Source organism: Arthrobacter sp. ISL-69 (genome assembly GCF_018613775.1).
Taxonomy (GTDB): Bacteria; Actinomycetota; Actinomycetes; order Actinomycetales; family Micrococcaceae; genus Arthrobacter.
In genome coordinates, this window is the sequence record NZ_JAGGPO010000018.1 from 230880 (window position 1) to 250515 (window position 19636).

The window sequence follows — 19636 nt, forward strand, 5'->3', positions numbered from 1 at the left end:
GTAAGTTTCAAAATCGACGTGTCGCATGGCTAACTGCTGAGCGCCACTACGGTGGCGCCGTCCGGGTTTATTGGTCCTAGCGTGTAACCGTTCGCCAGCGAGACGTATTTGACGAATGTTCCGATGATGCCGCGGCATGGTTCCCTGCATTCAAGGGCAGCCGGGACGTCTGGAGTTCGGTTGCGGAAGGTGAACGGAAGCCCCGGATTGCCAACCTTCCACCCGGCAACCTTGAACGCGGCGAAGGTGGTTAGTCCGAAGACTGCATTTGTTCCTGTGCCGGTTACTTTATTGAAAATGGGCAGCAAGATAATGACGTCCTTGCCTGCATTCATGTCCGCCGCCCAGGAGTTCAGTGTGGCCTGACAGTTGGGCGGGGGGTTGTTGCCGGTGTCGCCGTTGGCCAAGCTCTTTGCAATGTCAATGAAAGCTCCGCAGGAATTGGGGTCCTGCTGGAGACCACCGAAGCCGCCCTCGACGGCGGCGCCGGACGGTCCGTAGAAGCAGCCGGGATTAGCCCCGGTCCCATGCAGGCGCAGAAGCTGCATAATGTCTGTGTTGTTGCGAACCTGGCAGATCGACACGGTGATGGGAAACGCCGTGGTGCCCTTCACCGGACTGCCCCACCGCACTGTCGAAGGGGCGCTGACCTCGGTGGTGTTGAGGCCGAAGACGCGAGCGAAGAACAGCGACACTTGGTTGGGCGTATGTCCTGCCTCCTGAGAGCCGGCTGTGACGGTCACAGTGCCACCCGTCTTGTCCAGCACAATTGACTTGATGTTGCTGAGGCCGTCGTTGGCGTTGCCGTTGGCGAAACCTGCTGCCAACGATGATGTGTTGGAGCAGTCAGGATCGGTGGCGCTCTTGGCACACTTCTGGGCGATGGCGAGGGCTGCTGCGTCGGCGCCATTGCGAAGCTGGGTCCTTTCGGCGTAGAGCATCCCGACGTCCACGGCGATCGCTCCAAAGCCGAGGAGCGCTACCAGAAGAAGGGCGACGACCACGCTCACGGCGCCGCGTTCGCCGCCGTGTTTCAGGGACCGGGGTGTCAGCCGCCGCATAGCATGGCTCCTTTGCCCGTCATGGGAAATGGGCCGGCTACGCCCGTCATGGTGGACAAGTTGTAGCTGATGGTGATGGTCATTTGGGCATTGGGTGCGCAGTTTGCAACGCCGAAACTGATGTTCGCGTCCGTGAGAGCGGGCTTGAGCGAAACTGCGGCGTTTTTGGCCGCGGTGCGGGCAGCTGCCTGGTCGTTGGAGATGGCCATGACCCGGACACCCTCGCGCGCTGCGCTGGAGAGCGACGACTGGGCGTTGTAGGCCCGGCCGAACTCCGTGATGCCCAGTAGCAGCATCACGAGGACGGGCGCCAGGATCGCAAACTCGACCGCTACGGCTCCACGCTCGGATGCCCTGGACATGGGTTGCCTTTCCGTCAGGCCAATGGGGAGTTACAGCCGAAGTGGCGGCGGCTTAGTTGCCGCCGCCACCGTGCTGGATGATGTGCCGGTGCACATCCGGGGTTGGGGCGAGTGGTTACGGGATGGTGCAGTGGCCGGCTACTGCAGTGGCTCCTGTACCGGCTGTTGGGATAAAAGCGCCCTTGCCCGCGACATTGCACTGGATCCCGCTGAATGTGTCACTCAGGGTCGATCCGAGGAGGGTGACGGCAACGATGATGACGACGGCGATGAGGGCGACCATGATGCCGTATTCGACGGCGGTGGCGCCTTTTTCTTCGCGAAGGCGGTTGTTGAAAGAAAATCCGAAGGACTGAACATTGGCGATAAGGGAAAGCATGGGGACTCCTGAGCGAGTTTGGGTGGGCTGGTCCTGCACCAGCTCTGCCAAAAATGTAGCAACCACTTTCCAGCTTTCGGCCGGAGCTTGGCGCATCCTGCGCCAAGCCTGTCCGGCTTGCGCATTGCCTGCGTTAATCCTGCGTCTCTGCTGCTCCTTTGATGCGCAACCCGCGTGTTCGCCGCCCGCCACGGAAACACAAAAGGACTCCCTCAGCTCTATCGGCTGGGGGGAGTCCTGAGTTTAGTTAGGGATTGTCGGTGAACACTTGGTCTCCATGAAGGCCCTGAACGTGCACTCACACGCGCCCAGGGCCTTCTCCCCGGTGCGAGGTGCCGCTCCTCGGTGCCGGGTGGCAACGGACACCTCTCGGTTCTGGGTGCCGAGAGGCGCCGGGTCTTGGCATCATGTCCGGGCTACTACCCCAGAAGTTCCATGATGTTGATGGCTGCAGGGCCAAGGAGAACGATGAAGAGCACTGGAAAGATGAACAGCATCAGCGGAAAGAGAACTTTGACGGGAAGCTTCATCGCCTTTTCTTCCGCCCGTTGCCGGCGCTTAACCCTGGCCTGCTTAGCTTGGGTACGAAGGACTTTGGCGAGGCCGATTCCATATTTGTCCGCCTGAACCACGGCCCGGACGAAGCTACGCAGGTCCTGGACAGAGGATCTGTCCGCGAGTGCTTGGTACGCCTCCTGACGGGGACGCCCAACCTGCATGTCCTGAAGCGTCCGCACAAGCTCCTGCGCCAAGGGTCCCTCCCCGTATTCACCCGCCCTCGCCATGGCTGCTTCGAAACCCAGCCCGGCCTCAACAGAGATCAGCATCTGGTCGAGCGTATTCGGCAATTCGAGTTCTATCGCCTGCTGACGCTTTACTCCCTTGTTGTGCACCAGAAGGTCAGGGACAAAGTACGCAAGTACTGTAATGAAGATCCCGATGCCGACGTTCTGCAGGCTTGGTGAATTGCGAAAGACAAGGATGCCAAGCACGGCTCCGACCAGCGCGAGGAGCGGCTTCGCGATGATGAGCTTTTCCAAGGGCATCGATTCAGGGCGGCCCGCCAGTGCCAGCCATCGGTCCAGCTTCGCTTCATAGCTTCCCGGAGTCAGCCTCTTGGATATTCCCAGCAACATCGGCGGACGTTGGGTGGCAGCGGTTCCGTTTTGTGTAAACCCCTGACCCAGGTTCGTTTGGACGGCCAACGCGCCCCGGCGGTCTAAGGTGACCAGCACCCAAGTGAAATAGGCCAACGGCAGCACAACCGCTTCGATGATCAACCACGCTATTGGAGTCATGGCATTTCCCCCTAGAACTTGATCTTTACTGTGCGGTTCATCCAGAAACCGCCGATGATGAACATGACCAGGCTTACGACCATCATCGTTATGCCTACTGGCCCTTCGACAAAGACATTCATGTATCCCGGGTTGATGACGGTCAGCATGATTGCGACCGCAACTGGCATGGCCATCAGGACCATTGCCGACATCTTGCCCTCTGCGCTCAATGAACGAACCTGCCCTTTGATCTGGCTGCGCTCACGAATGGTCCCTGCCACCTGTTCGAGTACCTCGGCGAGATCCCCTCCGACTTCTCTATTAATTTGGATGGCTTGGCCAATCCAACGGAAGTCTTCGCTGTCCATTCGGTCTGCGACTTCCTCCAAGGCTTGGCGGGCGTCTTTGCCGATGCGTGTTTCGTTGACGACGCGCCGGAGTTCGTCCGACGTTGGCGTCTCGGATTCGAGGCCGGCTGCCTCGATCGATCGCATAACGCTGTGGCCTGCGCGTAGGCCGCCGATCAGCATCATGATGGTATCGATGAGCTGGGCTTCAAACTTCCCTCGGCGTTTGTCTGTCCGGATAGCGAGGACTAGACGTGCCATGAAGGGTGTGGCCACACCGAGAAGTGTGCCAATTACGGGATTGGTTAACAGCGTTCCAAACAAACCAGCGAGGAAGGCTGCGACTGTGACCATGACGGTGAAATCTGCCGGAGCCATCTTTACGCCGGCGTTGTAGAGAAGGTCCCGGTTGTACGGTCCCCCGGACTTACCCAGGACACCTCCCATACCATCCACAACCGATTGTGAAACCCTACTGAATGATGACTCCTCGGGATTGGCGTCCGGACGCCGTCGATCTACCGGAATGGCGCCGAAACGGGGCTTGAGAACCACGAAGAACAGCAGGAGAAGCGCGCCAAAGCAAAGAGCGATGGCCAAAATGAGAAATGCGGTAGTTCCCATGGCCTACCGCCTCCCGGTGGGGGTCATTGCGGTGCCAAAGACTGCTGGCGACACGCTGATCCCGAGCTCCGAAAAACGATCCAGGAACCGGGGCCGAATTCCAGTCGACACTGGCCTACCCAGGAAGTGTCCCTGCGCATCGATTCCCGCCGCATAGTCGAACAGGAACACATCCTGAAGCGTGACGATGTCGCCTTCCATCCCCTGCACTTCTGTAACGTGCGTCACCCGTCGGCTGCCATCACGCAGCCTGGTGACTTGGACGATGAGGTCCACGGCTGATGACACTTGTTCCCGAATTGCTCGAAGGGGAAGGTCCATCCCTGCCATAAGCACTAGCGTTTCCAGGCGGGCCACGGCATCGCGAGGGGAATTGGCGTGCACAGTGGACAGCGAACCATCGTGGCCGGTGTTCATCGCCTGGAGCATGTCGAGGGATTCTCCGCTGCGAACCTCGCCCACAATGATCCGGTCCGGGCGCATGCGGAGGGAATTCCGGACGAGCTCGCGGATGCCGACGGCGCCTTTTCCTTCTATGTTGGCTGGCCGGCTTTCAAGCCGAACAACATGCTCCTGTTGGAGCTGAAGTTCAACAGCGTCTTCGATCGTCACGATGCGGTCATCTTCCGGAATGAAAGACGACAGTACGTTCAGCAGAGTCGTCTTACCGGTACCCGTTCCGCCGGAGACGATAATGTTCAATCGTGCACGCACGCAGGCGCTTAGCAGTTCGGCCATTTCTACGGTTATGGATCCCCATTCAATCAGGTTCCGCACCGTCAACGGCACGTGGCTGAATTTGCGAATAGTCAGCGAAGGTCCATTCACGGCCAGAGGAGGGATGATCGCGTTGACACGAGAGCCGTCCTCCAACCGTGCATCCACCAGCGGCGACGATTCGTCGATGCGGCGGCCCACCCGGGAAACAATCCGTTCAATGACTTTTCTCAGATGGTCATCAGAACTGAACTGCGAACCGGTCAACGCGAGGTGGCCGTTCCGTTCGATGTAGATTTGGTTATAGCGATTGACCATAATTTCCGTCACTGATGGATCTTCGAGGAGTCGCTGGAGCGGGCCGAGCCCCATGACTTCGTCCGCGATTTCGCGAATGAGGCGACGGCGTTCTTCCGGAGACAGAGGAACCTGTTCGTCGTCGATGACGGCGGACAGCTCCTCTATTGCTGATGCCCGTAGTTCGTCTTCAGATGACGAGGACGTGTCGCCAAAGCGCGTTCCCATCCTCTCAAACAGGGCCAACGCGGCCCTCTGCTTGAGTCCAGCCAACGCATCGACGACAGGCGCAGGAGTCCCACTCAGGGACGACAACGGCGACGCATACGGTGCACGTACCGGGGTTGACGGCTGATCCGCAATGAATTGCGGTGCCGACGAACCCTCCGATGCCGCGCTGGAAGACGCTTCCGGGGCGAGTGATGTCACGTCTTTCTGTGACCTGGAGAGGCGATCTGACAGTCTCACGAGACAACCACCCTTCGATGGAGTTTGTTGTGGGTGGTGGACACCCATTGGGGATCGAATCGGTCCACCAGCTTTTTTAGACCTTTCGACGCTGAATCCCTGGTGGTGCTCTGCAGCACTGGAATTCCGCGGTTTGTTGAGAATGGAAGTGTTTTTGAACGGGGAACTACGGCATCAATTGGGACGCCAATGGTGGCCTCGACGTCTAGCACCGAGAGCCCGCTCTTCCGGTCGGCAAAGTTCAGAACCGTGTGCCGTCCTTGGGGCAAGAGTTGCAGCTCTTTCAAAACGCCGAAACACTTGCGCAGGCCACGGACGCTGGGAACATCCATGCCACAGACCCACACGCCGTCCGTGGCCTGTTCCAGTGTCGCTAGGACGTGCTCGCCCAGACCTGGTGCGGTGTCGACCACCACGTATTTGAACTCACTCGCCAGTTGGTTGATTAGCCGGGTGACATGGTCGGCGGTAATGTAGTCGGATTCCGCGGGGGTCCGTGGAGCGCAGAGTGCGTAGATGCCGGCAGGATGCACCGTGAGGAAGGCCTTGAGGACCATTGAATCCTGGGAAGCGGCGCCATGGACGGCCTCCGTGATGCAGTGTTCAGGCTCCAATAGCAAACCGGAAGCCACATCACCGAATTGCAAATCCAAATCGACGATCACCACGCCCATGGGCGCCACCTTGCCCAATCCGATGGCCAGGTTGGTGGCTACAGTCGTCTTGCCTACGCCTCCCTTGGGTGACATGACTGCTATCACTCGCCCACGATCCTGGGCTGGTTCTGCGGCCGGGGCCATTCCTCGGCGACGGCTTGCCGCGGCAAGACAAGCACGCTCAAGGAGTATGCGCAGGTCGTTCACCACGATTTCCGGGGTGACGACGTCCCGGATACCGGAATGCATGGCGCGAAGCACCAAGTCCGGTGTGGGCTCGGCAACCAGGAGCAGGCTGACCTCCGGGTACTGGAGGTCGAATACGGTCGCCAGCTTCAGCGCATCCTCTGGAGCCACGCCGGGGCCAAGGATAAGAACCTCCGGCGGTGCGCCATTGAGCTGTTTGAACACGTCGTCCGGGCCACCAGCCAAGACGTCGGGGGCGAGGGTCTGTAATTCACCGTGCAGTGCACCGGTGATGGCCTGGCGGACGCGTCCTTCAAAGTCGCGAACCGCCGTGATTGCCACAAAACGGCTCATTAGTACAGCCCTCCGAAGGTAGTGACTGGGGGATCGCTCTTTGCGGTGGTGTCGGTCTGCTTGGCCAGCCAGATGGTTCCGAATTCGGCGCCGAAGACGATCTTTGCTGCGTCGGCGTCACTCCTGGCCACTGTGACAAAAGCGGATCCGTTAGGCATCGCTACGCCATTTTCTGTGGCAGCTGAGTCGGAATTTGAACCGGATTTTTTGGTATCGGGTGCCGCCTTCTGCACAGCGGTTACCAGGACATCATGAAACAGCAGGCCCGTGGACTGTTTCCATCCCTTGACTTCGGCGGGAACATTGGCGTTGGCCGGCATCTCATCCTCGGACTTGAAAGAGGTGTAGACGGTGACCTTGTCGCCGGCCTCAAGCCGGCCACCAAGGATGCGTTCCGGTGCAAGGAGAAAGGTGACCTCCTCCAGGCTGTCCGGCACGGGAACCGTACCCGGCAAGAGATCGCGGGGATCGACCAGCCTTGCGGCCAGGAGCTGTTCACCGGGTTCCAAACCAACCGAGGTGATCTTGCCCTTGTAGTCATTGAGGCTTTCGATGGCGCCCTCGGGCACGGCGGCCTGCGGGATCGACTCCAGCTGGACCTTGTTGTTCAGGTCCTCTGCTTTGGTGCCGGCAGGGACCGGTTCTTTGACAACTAATACATTTACGGGTTCGAGACCTTGCGCTGCCCTGTTGTCGGCTCCCTGAACGTATACGACGAGTAGTACGGTTCCGGTGATTGCCAACAGCAGCGCTACGATGCCTCCCAGTAGGCGTGATTTCACTTCACTAGCTCCTTTTCGATTGTTTGTGTCATTTCAGGCGGAGAGCCCGGCAGCTACTCCGTGAGTGCAACTATGGAACCGCCGTAGTTCGCCCCTCCGCTCAACGTCATTCCCTCCTCGAGGGAGACAAAGCGGGTAAAGTACCCCGCCAGGTACCGGCAATTGCCGTCTGGTTTTCCCTTGGCGTTCAAACATTTCGGGGCCAGAGGGTCGATATGCTCATCGGTGCCACTGAACTTGTAGCCTGTTACCTGGAAGGCTGCGAAGCCGATTAGTGAGTACACGGTGTTTTCGCCGTTGCCAGTGTTTGAGCTAAAGAGCGGAATGAGAGCCGGCTCGTCCATGATTGTGGAGTGCAATTCATCGCACACTTTTCCGTTCGGGAAGTGATTGCCAGTCTGCCCGTTCACGGTTTTGGAGAGGTCGATGTCTGTGGAACAGCCACTATTGGTTTCGAGCCAGCCGAAGCCACCGGGACGGTAGCCGTTCTGTGCTGCACAACCGGGATAGGTTGGAGTGTTTTCGTCGTAGCGCAAGAGAAGGTGTGTGTCAGTGGGGTACCCCGTGAAATTTCCAGTGCTAGTTAGAGACGCGAGTTGGCTCGGGGTCAGGAATTTCTTGAAGATGCACTCGCTGACTGTCCAAGGAAGGGTAGTGGCCGCGGATGGTGCCCCCCAGGAAGCTTCTGCCCTTGCATGAATGACGCTCGTTTCATGACCCAAAACGCGGGCAAAGAAGAGTGCGAAGCCGTCGTCCGTCGACCCTGCGGCCTGAGCATTGGTCTCGACCCGCACGGTTGTGGCATTGGGTTGGGTTACGGAGAACACCCCGCTGGAACCGTCATTGGCATTGTCGTCGGCAAGTCGGTTGGCCGATGCTGCCATAGCGGTCGCGCAGTTGAGGCCATTGGCGCAGTCGCCCGCAATGGCTAAAGCCGTAGCGTCCGCACCGTTCTGTAGCTGAGCTTTCTCTGCATACATGGCGCCAACATCCACAGCCAGAGCGGCGAAGCCGAGAAGTACCACCATCGAGAACGCAACCATGACCGCGGCCGCACCACGTTCGTCGGAAGCGCCTTCTCGGGTAGCTGCTGATCCATTCTTGGGACGCTGTGTTAGCCACCGCATCTCATCACCCCTACGCCTGTCAGTGTCATTGGAAAGAGGCCCGGAGATCCGAACCAGCCGGCATCCAGGAAGCCGGACATTGAGGACAAATTAACGCTCGTGGTTACCTCGACGTCTGAGCCAGGTCCACAGCTGCTGGCGTCGTCGGTGACGGTCACACCCAGCCCATCGAGGGATGGTGCGGCCGCTAGCGCCGTTCCTTCAACGTCCAAGTCGGCTTTGTTGTAGTGGATGGCCGCATGCCGGGCTCCTTCACGGGCGGCTTGGGTCAATGAATTCTGGACATTGAATACCCTGCCGAATTCCATGGTGCCAATCAGAATCAAAAGCAGTAGAGGGAGGATAAATGCCATCTCAACGGCTACTGCGCCGCGCTCTTTCTGTTTCGGTTTCAAGGCCGTCTCCCGGACTTAGTTTCCCCAACGGGTTTTTGGGCCTTGGGGGTCTTGCCAATAAGAGCTGAATTGGTTCTGGCGACGGTCTACTGACCGTCGCCAGAACTAACCGATGAAGAAATAGCTACGGAAGCTGGCCGTCGACGGCTACGAACAGATCGTTGATGCCGATGCCCAGGACGCCGGCGCCGACTGCGACAATTACTGCGATGAGGGCGACCATGAGGCCGTACTCAACCATCGTTGCGCCCTTCTCTTCGCCCGTGAGGCGGTTCTTGACGCCGGCGACAAAAGCGACGAGGGAGACCAGTGCTGAGTTCATTTTCGTGTTCCTTTTGTGAGTGCTGAATTGGATTTCGAATTTCCGGCTCCCCCCAACTTGGCGTTGCTGGAACTTCGATACACAAAGGAATACAGGAGTCACAAATAGACACACAATGAGTGGTTGTACTCGTCTTTTTCACAACAGAATCGGCCGTCTACTTGCCGTTACATCGCTTTATCCTGGGCACTCAAGTACACGACTACTTGGAGTACTCGGAAACTGCTAGCGCGGGAACACCGTAGGCAGGACGATGTGCCCGATGTCGACGCCCCACAGCACCGTCAAGACGCAGCCCAGGAACATGGAGGGTCCGAACGGTAACGCGGTCTTCCGCCCCGCCAATCCGCTTGTAACAAGAAGAACACTGCTAACAGCGCCCACAATAAAACCAAGGGCTATACCCAGTATCAAATGCCCGACAGAGAGGTAGCCCAAGTACAAACCAAGTGGCGCCGATAGCTTGACGTCCCCCATACCCATTCCGCGGGGAGAAATTAGGGCCAAAATCAGGTAAATCACGAAGGTTACGGCACATCCAATGACCGCCGCGAGCAGATTTCCCCATCGCTGGTTCATGCCGGCATCCAGAAGCAGCAGCACAAATCCAATTCCAAGCGTCGGAAGGACGATCCTGTTGGGCAACAACTTGTGTTGGAGGTCAATCCGAGATAGCACTAGCCCGGCTGCACACAGGAAAAGGAACGCCGGCAGCACCCACGACCAGCCGAATCGCCAGGCCATCGCGGCAAACAGCAGCGCCGTGACCGAAAAACTTGCGATGCTCTGCCATCGGACCTGCGCCAACTCCACGGCGGGCAGCAACCGCCGCGTTAACGCCAAAGCGAGGGGCGCTGTGGCCAGCCCCAGCAGGGCGCACAGAATTACCAACAGGGGAGCCGGGGGCATTTCAGTCAACGGGGCACCTAAGCTCGGAGTCACTCGTGGTCCTAAGCGCCGGATCCGAGCATCAGGACCGGCGCAGGCTGGCCACCTAGAGCCTATTTTGACCAGCGGCCTCTATACCCGCTATTCTTGATAGTCGTTGTGCGTGTCCTTTCTCGATGATGCGTGCCCGCTGAGAATCCGGTTGCAGGATAACTACTCCTCGGGCACATTCGAGACTCCGGGACCACTGGATTCATAGAGCCCTCACCTCTGTTCCGGTAGCGCATAGATAGTAGGTGCACACGCTTACGTGACACCTAAACAAGAACGCCAGAACAAGAACGAGGCAAACACCGTGCGTACGTACACCCCGAAGCCCGGCGATATCAACCGCCAGTGGCACGTCATTGACGCCACCGACGTTGTCCTTGGTCGTCTTGCCAGCCAGACCGCAATCCTGCTGCGCGGCAAGCACAAGGCCACCTTTGCTCCCCACATGGACATGGGCGACTTCGTCATCATCATCAACGCCGAGAAGGTTGCCCTCACCGGCGCCAAGCTCGAGCAGAAGCGCGCCTACCGGCACTCCGGCTACCCGGGCGGCCTGACCTCCGTCACCTACGCGGAGCTGCTGGAATCCAACCCGGTTCGCGCCGTGGAGAAGGCCATCAAGGGCATGCTCCCCAAGAACTCCCTCGCTGCACAGCAGCTGGGCAAGCTGAAGGTTTACCGCGGTGCAGAGCACCCGCACGCCGCTCAGCAGCCCAAGACTTTCGAAATTTCCCAGGTCGCCCAGTAGTCCTGGCCACCAAACAACTTATCTATACAAGGAGAACCGTGGCTCAGAACGAAGAGACCACCGAAGCCGTTGCGGCTGAGGAAACCCTGACCAGCTACACCTCGGAAAGCGGTCCTGCGGAAGCAGAAGCGCCCAAGAAGGAGCGCCCGGCACTGACCGTTGCCGGCGCCGCAGTTGGCCGTCGTAAAGAAGCCGTTGCACGTGTTCGCATCGTGCCCGGTACCGGCAAGTGGATCATCAACGGCCGCGAGCTGGCCAACTACTTCCCGAACAAGCTGCACCAGCAGGATGTCAACGAGCCCTTCAAGATCCTTGATCTGGATGGTGCCTACGACGTCTTCGCACGCATCCACGGTGGTGGCATTTCCGGCCAGGCCGGTGCCCTGCGCCTCGGCATCGCCCGTTCATTGAACGAGATCGACACCGAGAACAACCGCGCCACCCTGAAGAAGGCCGGCTACCTCCGCCGTGACGCACGCGTCATCGAGCGCAAGAAGGCTGGTCTCAAGAAGGCCCGTAAGGCTCAGCAGTACTCCAAGCGCTAAATCCGCTTACCGGAAGCCCGTCCCGCCATTTGGCGGGGCGGGCTTCCGTCGCTTAAAGCACCATTGCTCCCGGGAGCAATAACGGCCGGGCAGGGAGCGCCAATGCCCGCCTCGGCGCGAGCCAAAGTCAGCGCCGCCGGGTCCATCGTCTAAACTTGACCCGATGTCTAGATTATTTGGAACAGATGGTGTCCGGGGCCTGGCAAACGGCCTGCTCACAGCAGAGCTGGCAATGCAGCTGGCGCAAGCGGCCGCCGTCGTACTCGGCCACCAGCGCACTACGAACGGTGCCCGGCCGCGCGCCGTGGTGGCCCGCGATCCGCGTGCCAGCGGTGAGTTCATCTCCGCGGCCGTCTCGGCGGGACTTTCCAGTTCAGGCATCGACGTCTATGACGCCGGCGTGCTTCCCACACCGGCAGCCGCGTACCTGGTTGCCGACCTCAAAGCAGATTTCGGCGTGATGATCTCCGCCTCCCACAACCCTGCTCCGGACAATGGCATCAAGTTCTTCGCCAAAGGCGGCCAGAAGCTGCCTGACGAGGTTGAGGACGCCATCGAGGCGCAGATGGGCAAGGACGCGTTCCGGCCCACAGGAAGCGACGTGGGCCGCATCCAGACCTTCTCCGACGCCGAGGACCGCTACATCGTCCACCTGCTGGGCACCCTCCCGCACCGCCTCGACGGGCTGAAGATCGTCCTGGACTGCGCCCACGGCGCCGCCAGCGGCTGTTCCCCGCAGCTCTTCAACGACGCCGGCGCTGAGATTGTGGTTATCGGTGCGGAGCCCGACGGCCTGAACATCAACGACGGCGTGGGCTCAACCCACCTCGGCGCCCTTCAGCGGGCCGTGGTGGAGCACGGTGCCGACCTAGGCATCGCGCACGACGGCGACGCCGACCGCTGCCTGGCCATCGACCACGAAGGCAACGAAGTGGACGGCGACCAGATCATGGCCATCCTCGCCGTGGCGCTGAAGGAGTCCGGAAAACTCAAGGACAACGTCCTGGTGGCCACCGTCATGAGCAACCTCGGCCTGAAGATCGCCCTCCGCAATGCGGGCATCAGCATCCGCGAAACTGCCGTGGGGGACCGCTACGTCCTCGAGGAAATGCGCGACGGCGGATTCAACCTGGGCGGCGAACAGTCCGGACACGTTATTTTCGCCGATCACGCCACCACGGGCGACGGCCTCCTGACCGGCCTGCAGCTGGCAGCGCAGGTGGCGCTCACCGGCCGGCCGCTGAAAGAACTGGCCACCGTCATGACCAAGCTCCCGCAGCTGATGATCAACGTCAAAAACGTGGACAAGGCGCGGGCGGGCACCGACGAGGGAGTCCTCGCCGCAGTGGCTGAGGCTTCCGCGGAACTGGGCGACACCGGCAGGGTGCTCCTGCGGCCTTCCGGAACCGAGGCCCTGGTCCGCGTGATGGTGGAAGCCGCCGACATGCCCACCGCGGAGCGTATCTGCAAGCGGCTCGCTGCCGTGGTGGAGGAACGCCTGGCGGTTGCACCGGCCGTCTGAGCCAACACGATCTGACACAGCACTCGAGAACCAAACAAAAGTGGTCCGCCTCCAGCCGGAGGCGGACCACTTTCGTCATAATGGAAAACTACGCCCGGCGACTGCCGCTCCTAAGCTCGTCCCGGATTTCCGTGAGGAGTGCGATATGAGGGTCTTCGGCGGCCTCTTCCTTGACTTCGGTACCAATACCGAGCCGGCGGTTGCGGCGTTCGATCATGTGGTTCATGGGCATGATGACCACGAAGTAGATGGCGGCGGCCACCAGCAGGAACGAAATGATGGAGGAGATGACGGACCCGTACATGAATCCCTCCCACTGCATCTCTTCGATGCCCTTGGCACTGAACAGGCGGCCGATCAGCGGAGTCAGCAAGCCTTCAACGATTGAGGTCACGACGGCGCCGAAGGCGGCACCCATGACCACGGCGACGGCAAGGTCTACGACGTTGCCCTTCATGATGAAATTCTTGAATCCGGTCAACATAGCTTCCAAGCTAATGCAGCCCCGTAAACATGGTGTGACAGCCAGGTAATTTCGCGGGGTGTGTCGCCCGTCACCTGGCTGTCGCCAGGTTCGCCCCTACAAATACCCCGGCGCCGCTTCCAGCCCGAAGTACTCCTCGAGCGTCGCGATTCCGCGGTTAGCCATGTCCGTCGCGGCCTCCACCCCGATGAAGCGCAGATGCCAGGACTCGTAGTAGTAGCCCGTTATCTCGTGGAGCATCCACGGGTACCGGACCACGAAGCCGAAGCGGTGCCCGTTGGCCTTGGCCCACACCGCGGCAGGCTGATCAGCGAAGCACGGCTGGAAGCTGCAGGCCCCGCCGCCGTCGCCGATGTCAAAAGACCAGCCGGTCTGGTGCTCCGAGAACCCCGGCCTGGCCGAGGCCGTGTCCGCCTCGGCCTGGCCCCTGGACGCAACATAGCTGTTGTACGTCGCCACCTGGGTGCCGTAGGAACGGTAACCGCTGGCCAGCGTCACGGTCACGCCGTCCCGCGCGGCCGCGGCGAACATCTGTTCCGCGGCGGCCGCCGTCGTGCTGTTCAACTGTGCCGCTTCGCCGGAAACTGCCAGTGCAATGTTCGGCTGAACCAGATCCGCCGGTACATAATCGGCGGGGGAGAGCGGGCGGTGCTTGTTGACCACCAGCCACGGGCTGGCGGGATCCGTCAGGGAATGCTGCTTCGCCAGCCCCGCCGCAGGCGAGGTGGGCGTCGGCGCGGAAGTGGTTGCCGGCGCGGGCGCCGCTGCTGTCCCCGGTTCAGTGGCGGGAGCAGTGGACGTCCCCGGCCCTGCTGACGGCGTCGCTGACACCGGCGAGACGGAGGCGGAGGTTCCGGGCGGGGAGGACGACGACGGCGGCTGGGTCCCGCCGTCGGGCGTGCACGCTGCCAGCGCAGTCAGCCCGGCGCCAAGCGCCAGAAGCTTGGCGACGGACCTCCTGCTCGGCACAGTCCCGGCGGTCGGCAAGGTTCCGGCGGCCAAGCCAGATTCGGCCGTTGCAGCACAGTTGTGGCACATGTGTGCTAGACCTTCCGCAGTAGCATGCGGCGGATGGAATGGTCTGCTTCCTTGGTGAGCACCAGCTGCGCCCGGCCCCGCGTCGGGAGGACGTTTTCCTCGAGGTTGGGCTCGTTGATGCGCTTCCAGATGTCGCGGGCGGTGCTTTCGGCCTCATCGTCGGAAAGGGTCGCATAGCGGTGGAAGTAGGACTCCGGCTGGGCGAAGGCAGTGGTGCGCAGTTTGCGGAACCGGTCCACGTACCACTCCTCAATGTAGGAGGTCTTCGCGTCCACATAGATGGAGAAGTCGAAGAAGTCGCTCAGCGCCAGCCCCTGCTTGCCGTCGTGGCGGGGACGTGCCGGGGCAAGGACGTTCAGGCCCTCCACGATCAGCACGTCCGGGCGGCGGACCACCACTTCCTTGCCGGGCACGATGTCGTACGTGACGTGGGAGTACCAGGGGGCCCGGACCTCTTCCGCGCCGCCCTTGATCTCACTCACAAACCGCAGGAGTGCGCGGCGGTCGTAGGACTCCGGGAAACCCTTGCGCTCCAGGAGGTGCCGGCGCTTGAGCTCGGCCAGGGGATACAGGAACCCGTCCGTGGTAATGAGCTCCACGTTGGGGGTGCCGGGCCAGCGGCGGAGCATCTCTCGGAGCACGCGGGCGATGGTGGATTTGCCTACGGCCACGGAACCGGCCACGCCGATCACAAACGGGGTGCGCTGCGTCTGTTCGCCGAGGAACGTCGTGGTGGCGGCGTGCAGCTGGCCCGCGGCCTCCACATAGAGGTGAAGCAGCCGGGAGAGCGGCAGGTAGACTTCGCGGACTTCCTTCATGTCCAGCGGATCGCCGAGCCCTCGGAGACGGACCACGTCCTCTTCATTCAGGGGCTGTTCCATCTGGGCTGCGAGCCGGGACCAGGTCTGCCTGTCCAGCTCCACGAACGGGGAGACTCCCTCTCCGTTCGCTTCATTGCGTTGCAAAGTCACCTAAGAGATTCTGCCCCGCGCGACGCTGAGAGCGAAATGGATGCCGCCCTAAGGGCCGTAAAGGACGGCTTGCGACCCGTCAAGGAGGCCGCGTTCGACGCCGGCGGCCCGCTCCGCCATATAAGCTTGCCTCTATGTGTGGAATCGTAGGATACGTAGGCCATTCGTCAGGCCGGGTAAATGTTGGCCACGGCGCGTTGGACGTTGTCCTTGAGGGACTCCGCCGCCTGGAGTACCGGGGATATGACTCCGCGGGCGTTGCTGTGGTGGCGGACGGGACCATTTCGTCCCGGAAGAAGTCCGGGAAACTGAGCAATCTGCTCACCGAACTGGAAGAGCGGCCGTTGCCGGATTCCGTCACCGGAATCGGCCACACCCGCTGGGCCACCCATGGCGGCCCCACGGACCAGAACGCGCACCCGCACCTGGCCGACGGCGGCAAGCTGGCCCTGATCCACAACGGCATCATCGAAAACTTCGCCGAGCTCAAGCTCGAACTGCTCCAGGGCGGCGCCACGTTCGCGTCCGAAACGGACACCGAGGTGGCCGCCGTGCTCCTGGGCGACATCTTCCGGAACAAGCTGGGCGGTGACCCCTCCAACGGCGGCCTGGCCAAGGCCATGCAGCTTGCCTGCCAGCGCCTGGAAGGCGCCTTCACCCTGCTGGCCGTGCACGCGGACCAGCCCGACGTCGTCGTCGCCGCCCGGCGCAACTCCCCGCTCGTGGTGGGCCTGGGCGAGGGCGAGAACTTCCTCGGCTCGGACGTCTCCGGCTTCATCGACTACACCCGCCGCGCCGTGGAACTGGGCCAGGACCAGATCGTGACCATCACCGCGGACACCGTGGAGATCACCGACTTCTTCGGCGCCCCTGCCCAGGGCAAGGAATACCATGTTGACTGGGATCCGGCCTCGGCCGAGAAGGGCGGCTACCCGTCCTTTATGGAAAAGGAAATCCACGACCAGCCCGACGCCGTCGCCAACACCCTGCTGGGCCGTTCGGACCTGGACGGCAAGCTGACCCTCGATGAAATGCGCATCGACCCCGAGCACCTGAAGAAGATCAACAAGATCATCGTGCTCGCCTGCGGCACCTCCGCGTACTCGGGCCAGGTGGCCAAGTACGCCATCGAGCACTGGTGCCGGATCGCCACCGAGGTGGAGCTCTCCCACGAGTTCCGCTACCGGGACCCGATCGTGGACGAGAACACGCTGATTGTGTCCATCTCCCAGTCCGGCGAGACCATGGACACCCTGATGGCCGTCCGGTACGCCAAGGAACAGGGCGCCAAGACCCTCTCCATCTGCAACACCAACGGCTCCACCATCCCGCGTGAATCAGACGCCGTGCTGTACACCCACGCCGGTCCGGAGATCGCCGTCGCGTCCACCAAGGCCTTCCTGGCCCAGATCACCGCCGCGTACCTGCTGGGCCTGTATTTGGCACAGCTGCGCGGCAACAAGTTCCAGGGCGAGATCAAGGACATCCTGGCCGACCTGGCCAAGGTCCCGGCGAAGATCCAGCAGGTCCTGGATCACGTGGACGAGATCAAGGAACTGGCCCGGTCCATGTCCGGGGCCAAGTCGGTGCTGTTCCTGGGCCGCCACGTCGGGTTCCCGGTGGCCATGGAAGGCGCGCTCAAGCTCAAGGAACTGGCCTACATCCACGCCGAGGGCTTTGCCGCCGGCGAGCTCAAGCACGGCCCGATCGCCCTGATCGAGGAAGGCCAGCCGGTGTTCGTGGTGGTTCCCTCCCCGCGCGGCCGGAACTCGCTGCACGCCAAGGTGGTCTCCAACATCCAGGAGGTCCGGGCCCGCGGTGCGAAGACCATCGTCATCGCCGAGGAAGGCGACGAAGCGGTCAAGGCCTACGCCGAGCACGTCTTCTACATCCCGGAGACACCCGTGCTCCTGGCACCCCTGCTGGCCACCGTGCCGCTGCAGATCTTCGCCCTCGAACTCGCCACGGCCAAGGGTTACGACGTGGACCAGCCACGCAACCTGGCCAAGAGCGTGACCGTAGAATAAGCCGCATGATTGTTGGCATTGGCGTAGACGTCGTAGACATTGAACGGTTCGGCAGGCAGCTCGAACGGACCCCCGGGCTCCGGGACAGGCTGTTCGTCCCGGCCGAGCGTGAGCTGAACACGCGCTCCCTGGCCGCGCGCTTTGCGGCCAAGGAAGCGGTGGCGAAGGTCCTGGGCGCTCCCGCCGGGATGAACTGGCAGGACTGCTGGATCGGACTGGACCAGAACGGCCCCACCATCCAGGTCAAGGGCACCGTGCTGGCCGTCGCCGAGTCCAAGGGCGTCAAGCGCTGGCACCTGTCCATGAGCCACGACGGCGGGATCGCCACGGCGACCGTCCTCGCGGAGGGCTGACGCGGCCTTTCACCCTGACAGCCCTGCCGTGGACCCAGCACCGATTGGACTGAACATGATCAGCGCCTACACCGGAACCCAAATACGGGAGGCCGAACAGCGCTTTGTCCAGGCAAGCCTGGGCGCTGGCACCGGCGCTCTTCTTATGCAGCGGGCCGCCTACGGGCTGGCCAACGCCGTGGTCCGTGAACTCACGTCGCGTGGCATCCGCCGCTACGGGGCGAGTGTTGCGGTCCTGGCGGGCAAGGGCAACAACGGCGGAGACGGGCTGTTCGCCGCCACTTTCCTGGCCGGCCGTGGAATGCGTACGACGGCGGTGCTCACGGCAGGGGAGGCCCACCCGGAAGGCCTTGCCGCCTTCGAACGGGCAGGCGGCCGCGTCCTGACACTCACCGACCACAACGCCGGTGAGCTGGCAGCGTTAACCGCCCGTGCCGACGTCGTGATTGACGCGGTGCTGGGGACCGGAGCCCGGGGCGGACTGCGCGGCGCCGCAGCGTCCCTCGTCGGGAAGCTGCGGACTGCGAACGACGGCTTCGTGGTGGCCTGCGACGTTCCCAGCGGCGTGGATGCCGACACCGGTGAGGCCCATGACCCGGTCCTTCCGGCGGACGTCACGGTGACCTTCGGCGGTGCAAAAGTCGGCCTCCTTTCCGATCCCGGCGCGGACTATTCCGGCCGGGTGCTGGTCATCCCCATCGGCATCGAAGAGCGGCTCCCGTGGCCGGCGCTGCGGCGGCTCGAAGTCGAGGACCTGGGCGCCCTGCTGCCCCGGCCGGCCAGGCGCGCGCACAAATACTCCCGCGGGGTGCTCGGCGTTGTTGCCGGCTCAGCCACCTATCCCGGCGCAGCCGTGCTTGCCTGCCGGGGGGCACTGGCCGCGGGTGTGGGCATGGTGCGCTACCTCGGGCCGCCGGAAGTCGCTGACCTGGTCCGCCAGGCCTGCCCGGAAGTGGTCTGCAGCACCGGGACCGTGGCTGAAGCCCACGTCCAGGCCTGGCTGGTGGGTTGCGGCCTGGACGAGGCCGATGGGCAGCAACTGCAGCGTGCGCGTGACGCCGCCGATTCGGGCCTGCCGACCATTGCCGACGCCGGCGCCTTGCCGGCACTTCCCGATGTGCTGGCCCCGCAGGTTGTTCTGACACCCCACGCCGGCGAGCTGTCAGCGCTGCTGGGGCGCCTCGGTGCGGAGCTGGACCGCTCCGCCGTGGAGGCCTCCGCGCTTGCCGCCGTGCGACAGGCCGCGGGCCTGACCGAGGCCACGATCCTGTTGAAGGGTGCCACCACGCTTGTGGCCTCGCCCTTCCAGGACTTCTACAGCCAGGCGGACGGCACACCCTGGCTTGCCACGGCCGGCAGCGGCGACGTCCTGGCCGGAATCATTGGGGCGCTGATGGCGCAACTGGGTTCCGACGTCGGACGCTTCACTGCGCGGGGCATCGATCCGGACGAGCGCTGGGCGGCCATCGGCGCCATGGCGGCAAGCCTGCACGGCCGCGCCGGGATCCTTGCCTCAGCCGGCGGCCCTGTGACCGCCGGCGCGATCGCCAACTACGTGCCCGAGGTGATGCGGACGCTGTAACGATCGGCCGCCAAGCGCGGGAAATTAATAGTAATCCTACTTACTAGTAGTCTGTCTAGAGATTTATTCG

General features: G+C 62.2%; 21 protein-coding genes. 6 read left to right on the forward strand and 15 right to left on the reverse strand.

Features of this window, described 5'->3' with window-relative positions; all coding sequences use genetic code 11:
• Nucleotides 1-29 precede the first annotated feature (29 nt).
• The 12 genes from J7I79_RS13345 to J7I79_RS13400 all read right to left on the reverse strand — a co-directional run bounded on the left by J7I79_RS13345 (nucleotide 30) and on the right by J7I79_RS13400 (nucleotide 10266).
• A complete protein-coding gene (locus tag J7I79_RS13345; RefSeq protein ID WP_214953822.1) occupies nucleotides 30-1061 on the reverse strand; it encodes a pilus assembly protein TadG-related protein in 1032 nt (343 codons plus the stop codon).
• Nucleotides 1049-1423: a TadE/TadG family type IV pilus assembly protein gene (locus tag J7I79_RS13350; protein WP_214953824.1), complete on the reverse strand. Its 375-nt coding sequence runs from the start codon at nucleotides 1421-1423 to the stop codon at nucleotides 1049-1051. Before J7I79_RS13350 ends, J7I79_RS13345 begins: the two co-directional genes overlap by 13 nt.
• Before the next feature lie 115 nt (nucleotides 1424-1538).
• Nucleotides 1539-1802: a Flp family type IVb pilin gene (locus J7I79_RS13355; protein WP_214953826.1), complete on the reverse strand. Its 264-nt coding sequence runs from the start codon at nucleotides 1800-1802 to the stop codon at nucleotides 1539-1541.
• A 419-nt stretch (nucleotides 1803-2221) separates the two neighbouring features.
• Nucleotides 2222-3100 (reverse strand): type II secretion system F family protein, encoded by an 879-nt coding sequence (locus J7I79_RS13360; protein WP_214953828.1) that lies wholly within the window; start codon nucleotides 3098-3100, stop codon nucleotides 2222-2224.
• Nucleotides 3101-3111: 11 nt separating this feature from the next.
• Entirely contained in the window at nucleotides 3112-4053 is a 942-nt protein-coding gene (locus tag J7I79_RS13365; protein ID WP_214953830.1) for a type II secretion system F family protein, read from the reverse strand.
• Nucleotides 4054-4056: 3 nt separating this feature from the next.
• The gene (locus tag J7I79_RS13370) at nucleotides 4057-5535 is read right to left on the reverse strand and encodes a CpaF family protein (RefSeq protein WP_214953832.1); all 1479 of its coding nucleotides are present in this window, start codon (nucleotides 5533-5535) and stop codon (nucleotides 4057-4059) included.
• Nucleotides 5532-6731, reverse strand: a complete 1200-nt coding sequence (locus J7I79_RS13375; RefSeq protein ID WP_214953834.1) for an AAA family ATPase — start codon at nucleotides 6729-6731, stop codon at nucleotides 5532-5534. Before J7I79_RS13375 ends, J7I79_RS13370 begins: the two co-directional genes overlap by 4 nt.
• Complete coding sequence (locus tag J7I79_RS13380) at nucleotides 6731-7513, reverse strand: Flp pilus assembly protein CpaB (protein ID WP_214953836.1); 783 nt, start codon at nucleotides 7511-7513, stop codon at nucleotides 6731-6733. The genes J7I79_RS13375 and J7I79_RS13380 overlap by 1 nt, the downstream gene beginning before the upstream one ends.
• A gap of 53 nt (nucleotides 7514-7566) precedes the next feature.
• Nucleotides 7567-8640, reverse strand: a complete 1074-nt coding sequence (locus tag J7I79_RS13385) for a TadE/TadG family type IV pilus assembly protein (protein ID WP_214953837.1) — start codon at nucleotides 8638-8640, stop codon at nucleotides 7567-7569.
• Nucleotides 8628-9035, reverse strand: coding sequence for a TadE/TadG family type IV pilus assembly protein (locus J7I79_RS13390; protein ID WP_214953839.1), 408 nt, complete (start codon nucleotides 9033-9035; stop codon nucleotides 8628-8630). The genes J7I79_RS13385 and J7I79_RS13390 overlap by 13 nt, the downstream gene beginning before the upstream one ends.
• A gap of 124 nt (nucleotides 9036-9159) precedes the next feature.
• Nucleotides 9160-9357 (reverse strand): Flp family type IVb pilin, encoded by a 198-nt coding sequence (locus J7I79_RS13395; RefSeq protein WP_251042764.1) that lies wholly within the window; start codon nucleotides 9355-9357, stop codon nucleotides 9160-9162.
• A 225-nt stretch (nucleotides 9358-9582) separates the two neighbouring features.
• Nucleotides 9583-10266: an A24 family peptidase gene (locus J7I79_RS13400; RefSeq protein ID WP_251042806.1), complete on the reverse strand. Its 684-nt coding sequence runs from the start codon at nucleotides 10264-10266 to the stop codon at nucleotides 9583-9585.
• A gap of 334 nt (nucleotides 10267-10600) precedes the next feature.
• Between J7I79_RS13400 and rplM the strand changes: the two genes are divergently transcribed.
• The 3 genes from rplM to glmM all read left to right on the forward strand — a co-directional run bounded on the left by rplM (nucleotide 10601) and on the right by glmM (nucleotide 13111).
• Entirely contained in the window at nucleotides 10601-11044 is a 444-nt protein-coding gene (gene rplM, locus J7I79_RS13405; protein WP_078027203.1) for a 50S ribosomal protein L13, read from the forward strand.
• A 38-nt stretch (nucleotides 11045-11082) separates the two neighbouring features.
• Nucleotides 11083-11589 carry a 30S ribosomal protein S9 gene (gene rpsI, locus J7I79_RS13410; RefSeq protein ID WP_104172070.1) on the forward strand — a complete coding sequence of 169 codons (507 nt, stop codon included), beginning with the start codon at nucleotides 11083-11085 and terminating at the stop codon, nucleotides 11587-11589.
• A gap of 163 nt (nucleotides 11590-11752) precedes the next feature.
• Nucleotides 11753-13111: a phosphoglucosamine mutase gene (gene glmM, locus J7I79_RS13415; RefSeq protein ID WP_214953843.1), complete on the forward strand. Its 1359-nt coding sequence runs from the start codon at nucleotides 11753-11755 to the stop codon at nucleotides 13109-13111.
• A gap of 88 nt (nucleotides 13112-13199) precedes the next feature.
• On the opposite strand, the gene mscL is transcribed toward glmM, so the two are convergent.
• The 3 genes from mscL to coaA form a co-directional block, all read right to left on the reverse strand.
• Nucleotides 13200-13595, reverse strand: a complete 396-nt coding sequence (mscL, locus tag J7I79_RS13420) for a large conductance mechanosensitive channel protein MscL (RefSeq protein ID WP_214953845.1) — start codon at nucleotides 13593-13595, stop codon at nucleotides 13200-13202.
• Between the two features lie 96 nt (nucleotides 13596-13691).
• A complete protein-coding gene (locus J7I79_RS13425; RefSeq protein ID WP_214953847.1) occupies nucleotides 13692-14633 on the reverse strand; it encodes a M15 family metallopeptidase in 942 nt (313 codons plus the stop codon).
• Between the two features lie 5 nt (nucleotides 14634-14638).
• Nucleotides 14639-15604: a type I pantothenate kinase gene (gene coaA, locus J7I79_RS13430; RefSeq protein ID WP_214953849.1), complete on the reverse strand. Its 966-nt coding sequence runs from the start codon at nucleotides 15602-15604 to the stop codon at nucleotides 14639-14641.
• A gap of 134 nt (nucleotides 15605-15738) precedes the next feature.
• Between coaA and glmS the strand changes: the two genes are divergently transcribed.
• From glmS to J7I79_RS13445, 3 genes are read left to right on the forward strand one after another with little or no spacing between them, the layout of a single operon-like run.
• Entirely contained in the window at nucleotides 15739-17631 is a 1893-nt protein-coding gene (gene glmS, locus J7I79_RS13435; RefSeq protein WP_214953851.1) for a glutamine--fructose-6-phosphate transaminase (isomerizing), read from the forward strand.
• 5 nt (nucleotides 17632-17636) lie between these two features.
• Entirely contained in the window at nucleotides 17637-17984 is a 348-nt protein-coding gene (locus J7I79_RS13440) for a holo-ACP synthase (protein WP_011692749.1), read from the forward strand.
• A 55-nt stretch (nucleotides 17985-18039) separates the two neighbouring features.
• Nucleotides 18040-19566, forward strand: a complete 1527-nt coding sequence (locus tag J7I79_RS13445) for an NAD(P)H-hydrate epimerase (RefSeq protein ID WP_214954305.1) — start codon at nucleotides 18040-18042, stop codon at nucleotides 19564-19566.
• The last annotated feature ends 70 nt before the right edge of the window (nucleotides 19567-19636 follow it).

Bases quoted from the DNA above. Each gene is read 5' to 3' on its own strand.
- J7I79_RS13345 (WP_214953822.1), bottom strand. From the start codon at position 1,061: ATGCGGCGGCTGACACCCCGGTCCCTGAAACACGGCGGCGAACGCGGC.
- glmM (WP_214953843.1), top strand. From the start codon at position 11,753: ATGTCTAGATTATTTGGAACAGATGGTGTCCGGGGCCTGGCAAACGGC.
- glmS (WP_214953851.1), top strand. From the start codon at position 15,739: ATGTGTGGAATCGTAGGATACGTAGGCCATTCGTCAGGCCGGGTAAAT.
- J7I79_RS13365 (WP_214953830.1), bottom strand. From the start codon at position 4,053: ATGGGAACTACCGCATTTCTCATTTTGGCCATCGCTCTTTGCTTTGGC.
- J7I79_RS13350 (WP_214953824.1), bottom strand. From the start codon at position 1,423: ATGTCCAGGGCATCCGAGCGTGGAGCCGTAGCGGTCGAGTTTGCGATC.
- J7I79_RS13395 (WP_251042764.1), bottom strand. From the start codon at position 9,357: ATGAACTCAGCACTGGTCTCCCTCGTCGCTTTTGTCGCCGGCGTCAAG.
- J7I79_RS13425 (WP_214953847.1), bottom strand. From the start codon at position 14,633: ATGTGCCACAACTGTGCTGCAACGGCCGAATCTGGCTTGGCCGCCGGA.
- mscL (WP_214953845.1), bottom strand. From the start codon at position 13,595: ATGTTGACCGGATTCAAGAATTTCATCATGAAGGGCAACGTCGTAGAC.
- J7I79_RS13445 (WP_214954305.1), top strand. From the start codon at position 18,040: ATGATCAGCGCCTACACCGGAACCCAAATACGGGAGGCCGAACAGCGC.
- J7I79_RS13400 (WP_251042806.1), bottom strand. From the start codon at position 10,266: ATGCCCCCGGCTCCCCTGTTGGTAATTCTGTGCGCCCTGCTGGGGCTG.
- J7I79_RS13355 (WP_214953826.1), bottom strand. From the start codon at position 1,802: ATGCTTTCCCTTATCGCCAATGTTCAGTCCTTCGGATTTTCTTTCAAC.
- J7I79_RS13385 (WP_214953837.1), bottom strand. From the start codon at position 8,640: ATGCGGTGGCTAACACAGCGTCCCAAGAATGGATCAGCAGCTACCCGA.
- J7I79_RS13440 (WP_011692749.1), top strand. From the start codon at position 17,637: ATGATTGTTGGCATTGGCGTAGACGTCGTAGACATTGAACGGTTCGGC.
- J7I79_RS13375 (WP_214953834.1), bottom strand. From the start codon at position 6,731: ATGAGCCGTTTTGTGGCAATCACGGCGGTTCGCGACTTTGAAGGACGC.
- J7I79_RS13360 (WP_214953828.1), bottom strand. From the start codon at position 3,100: ATGACTCCAATAGCGTGGTTGATCATCGAAGCGGTTGTGCTGCCGTTG.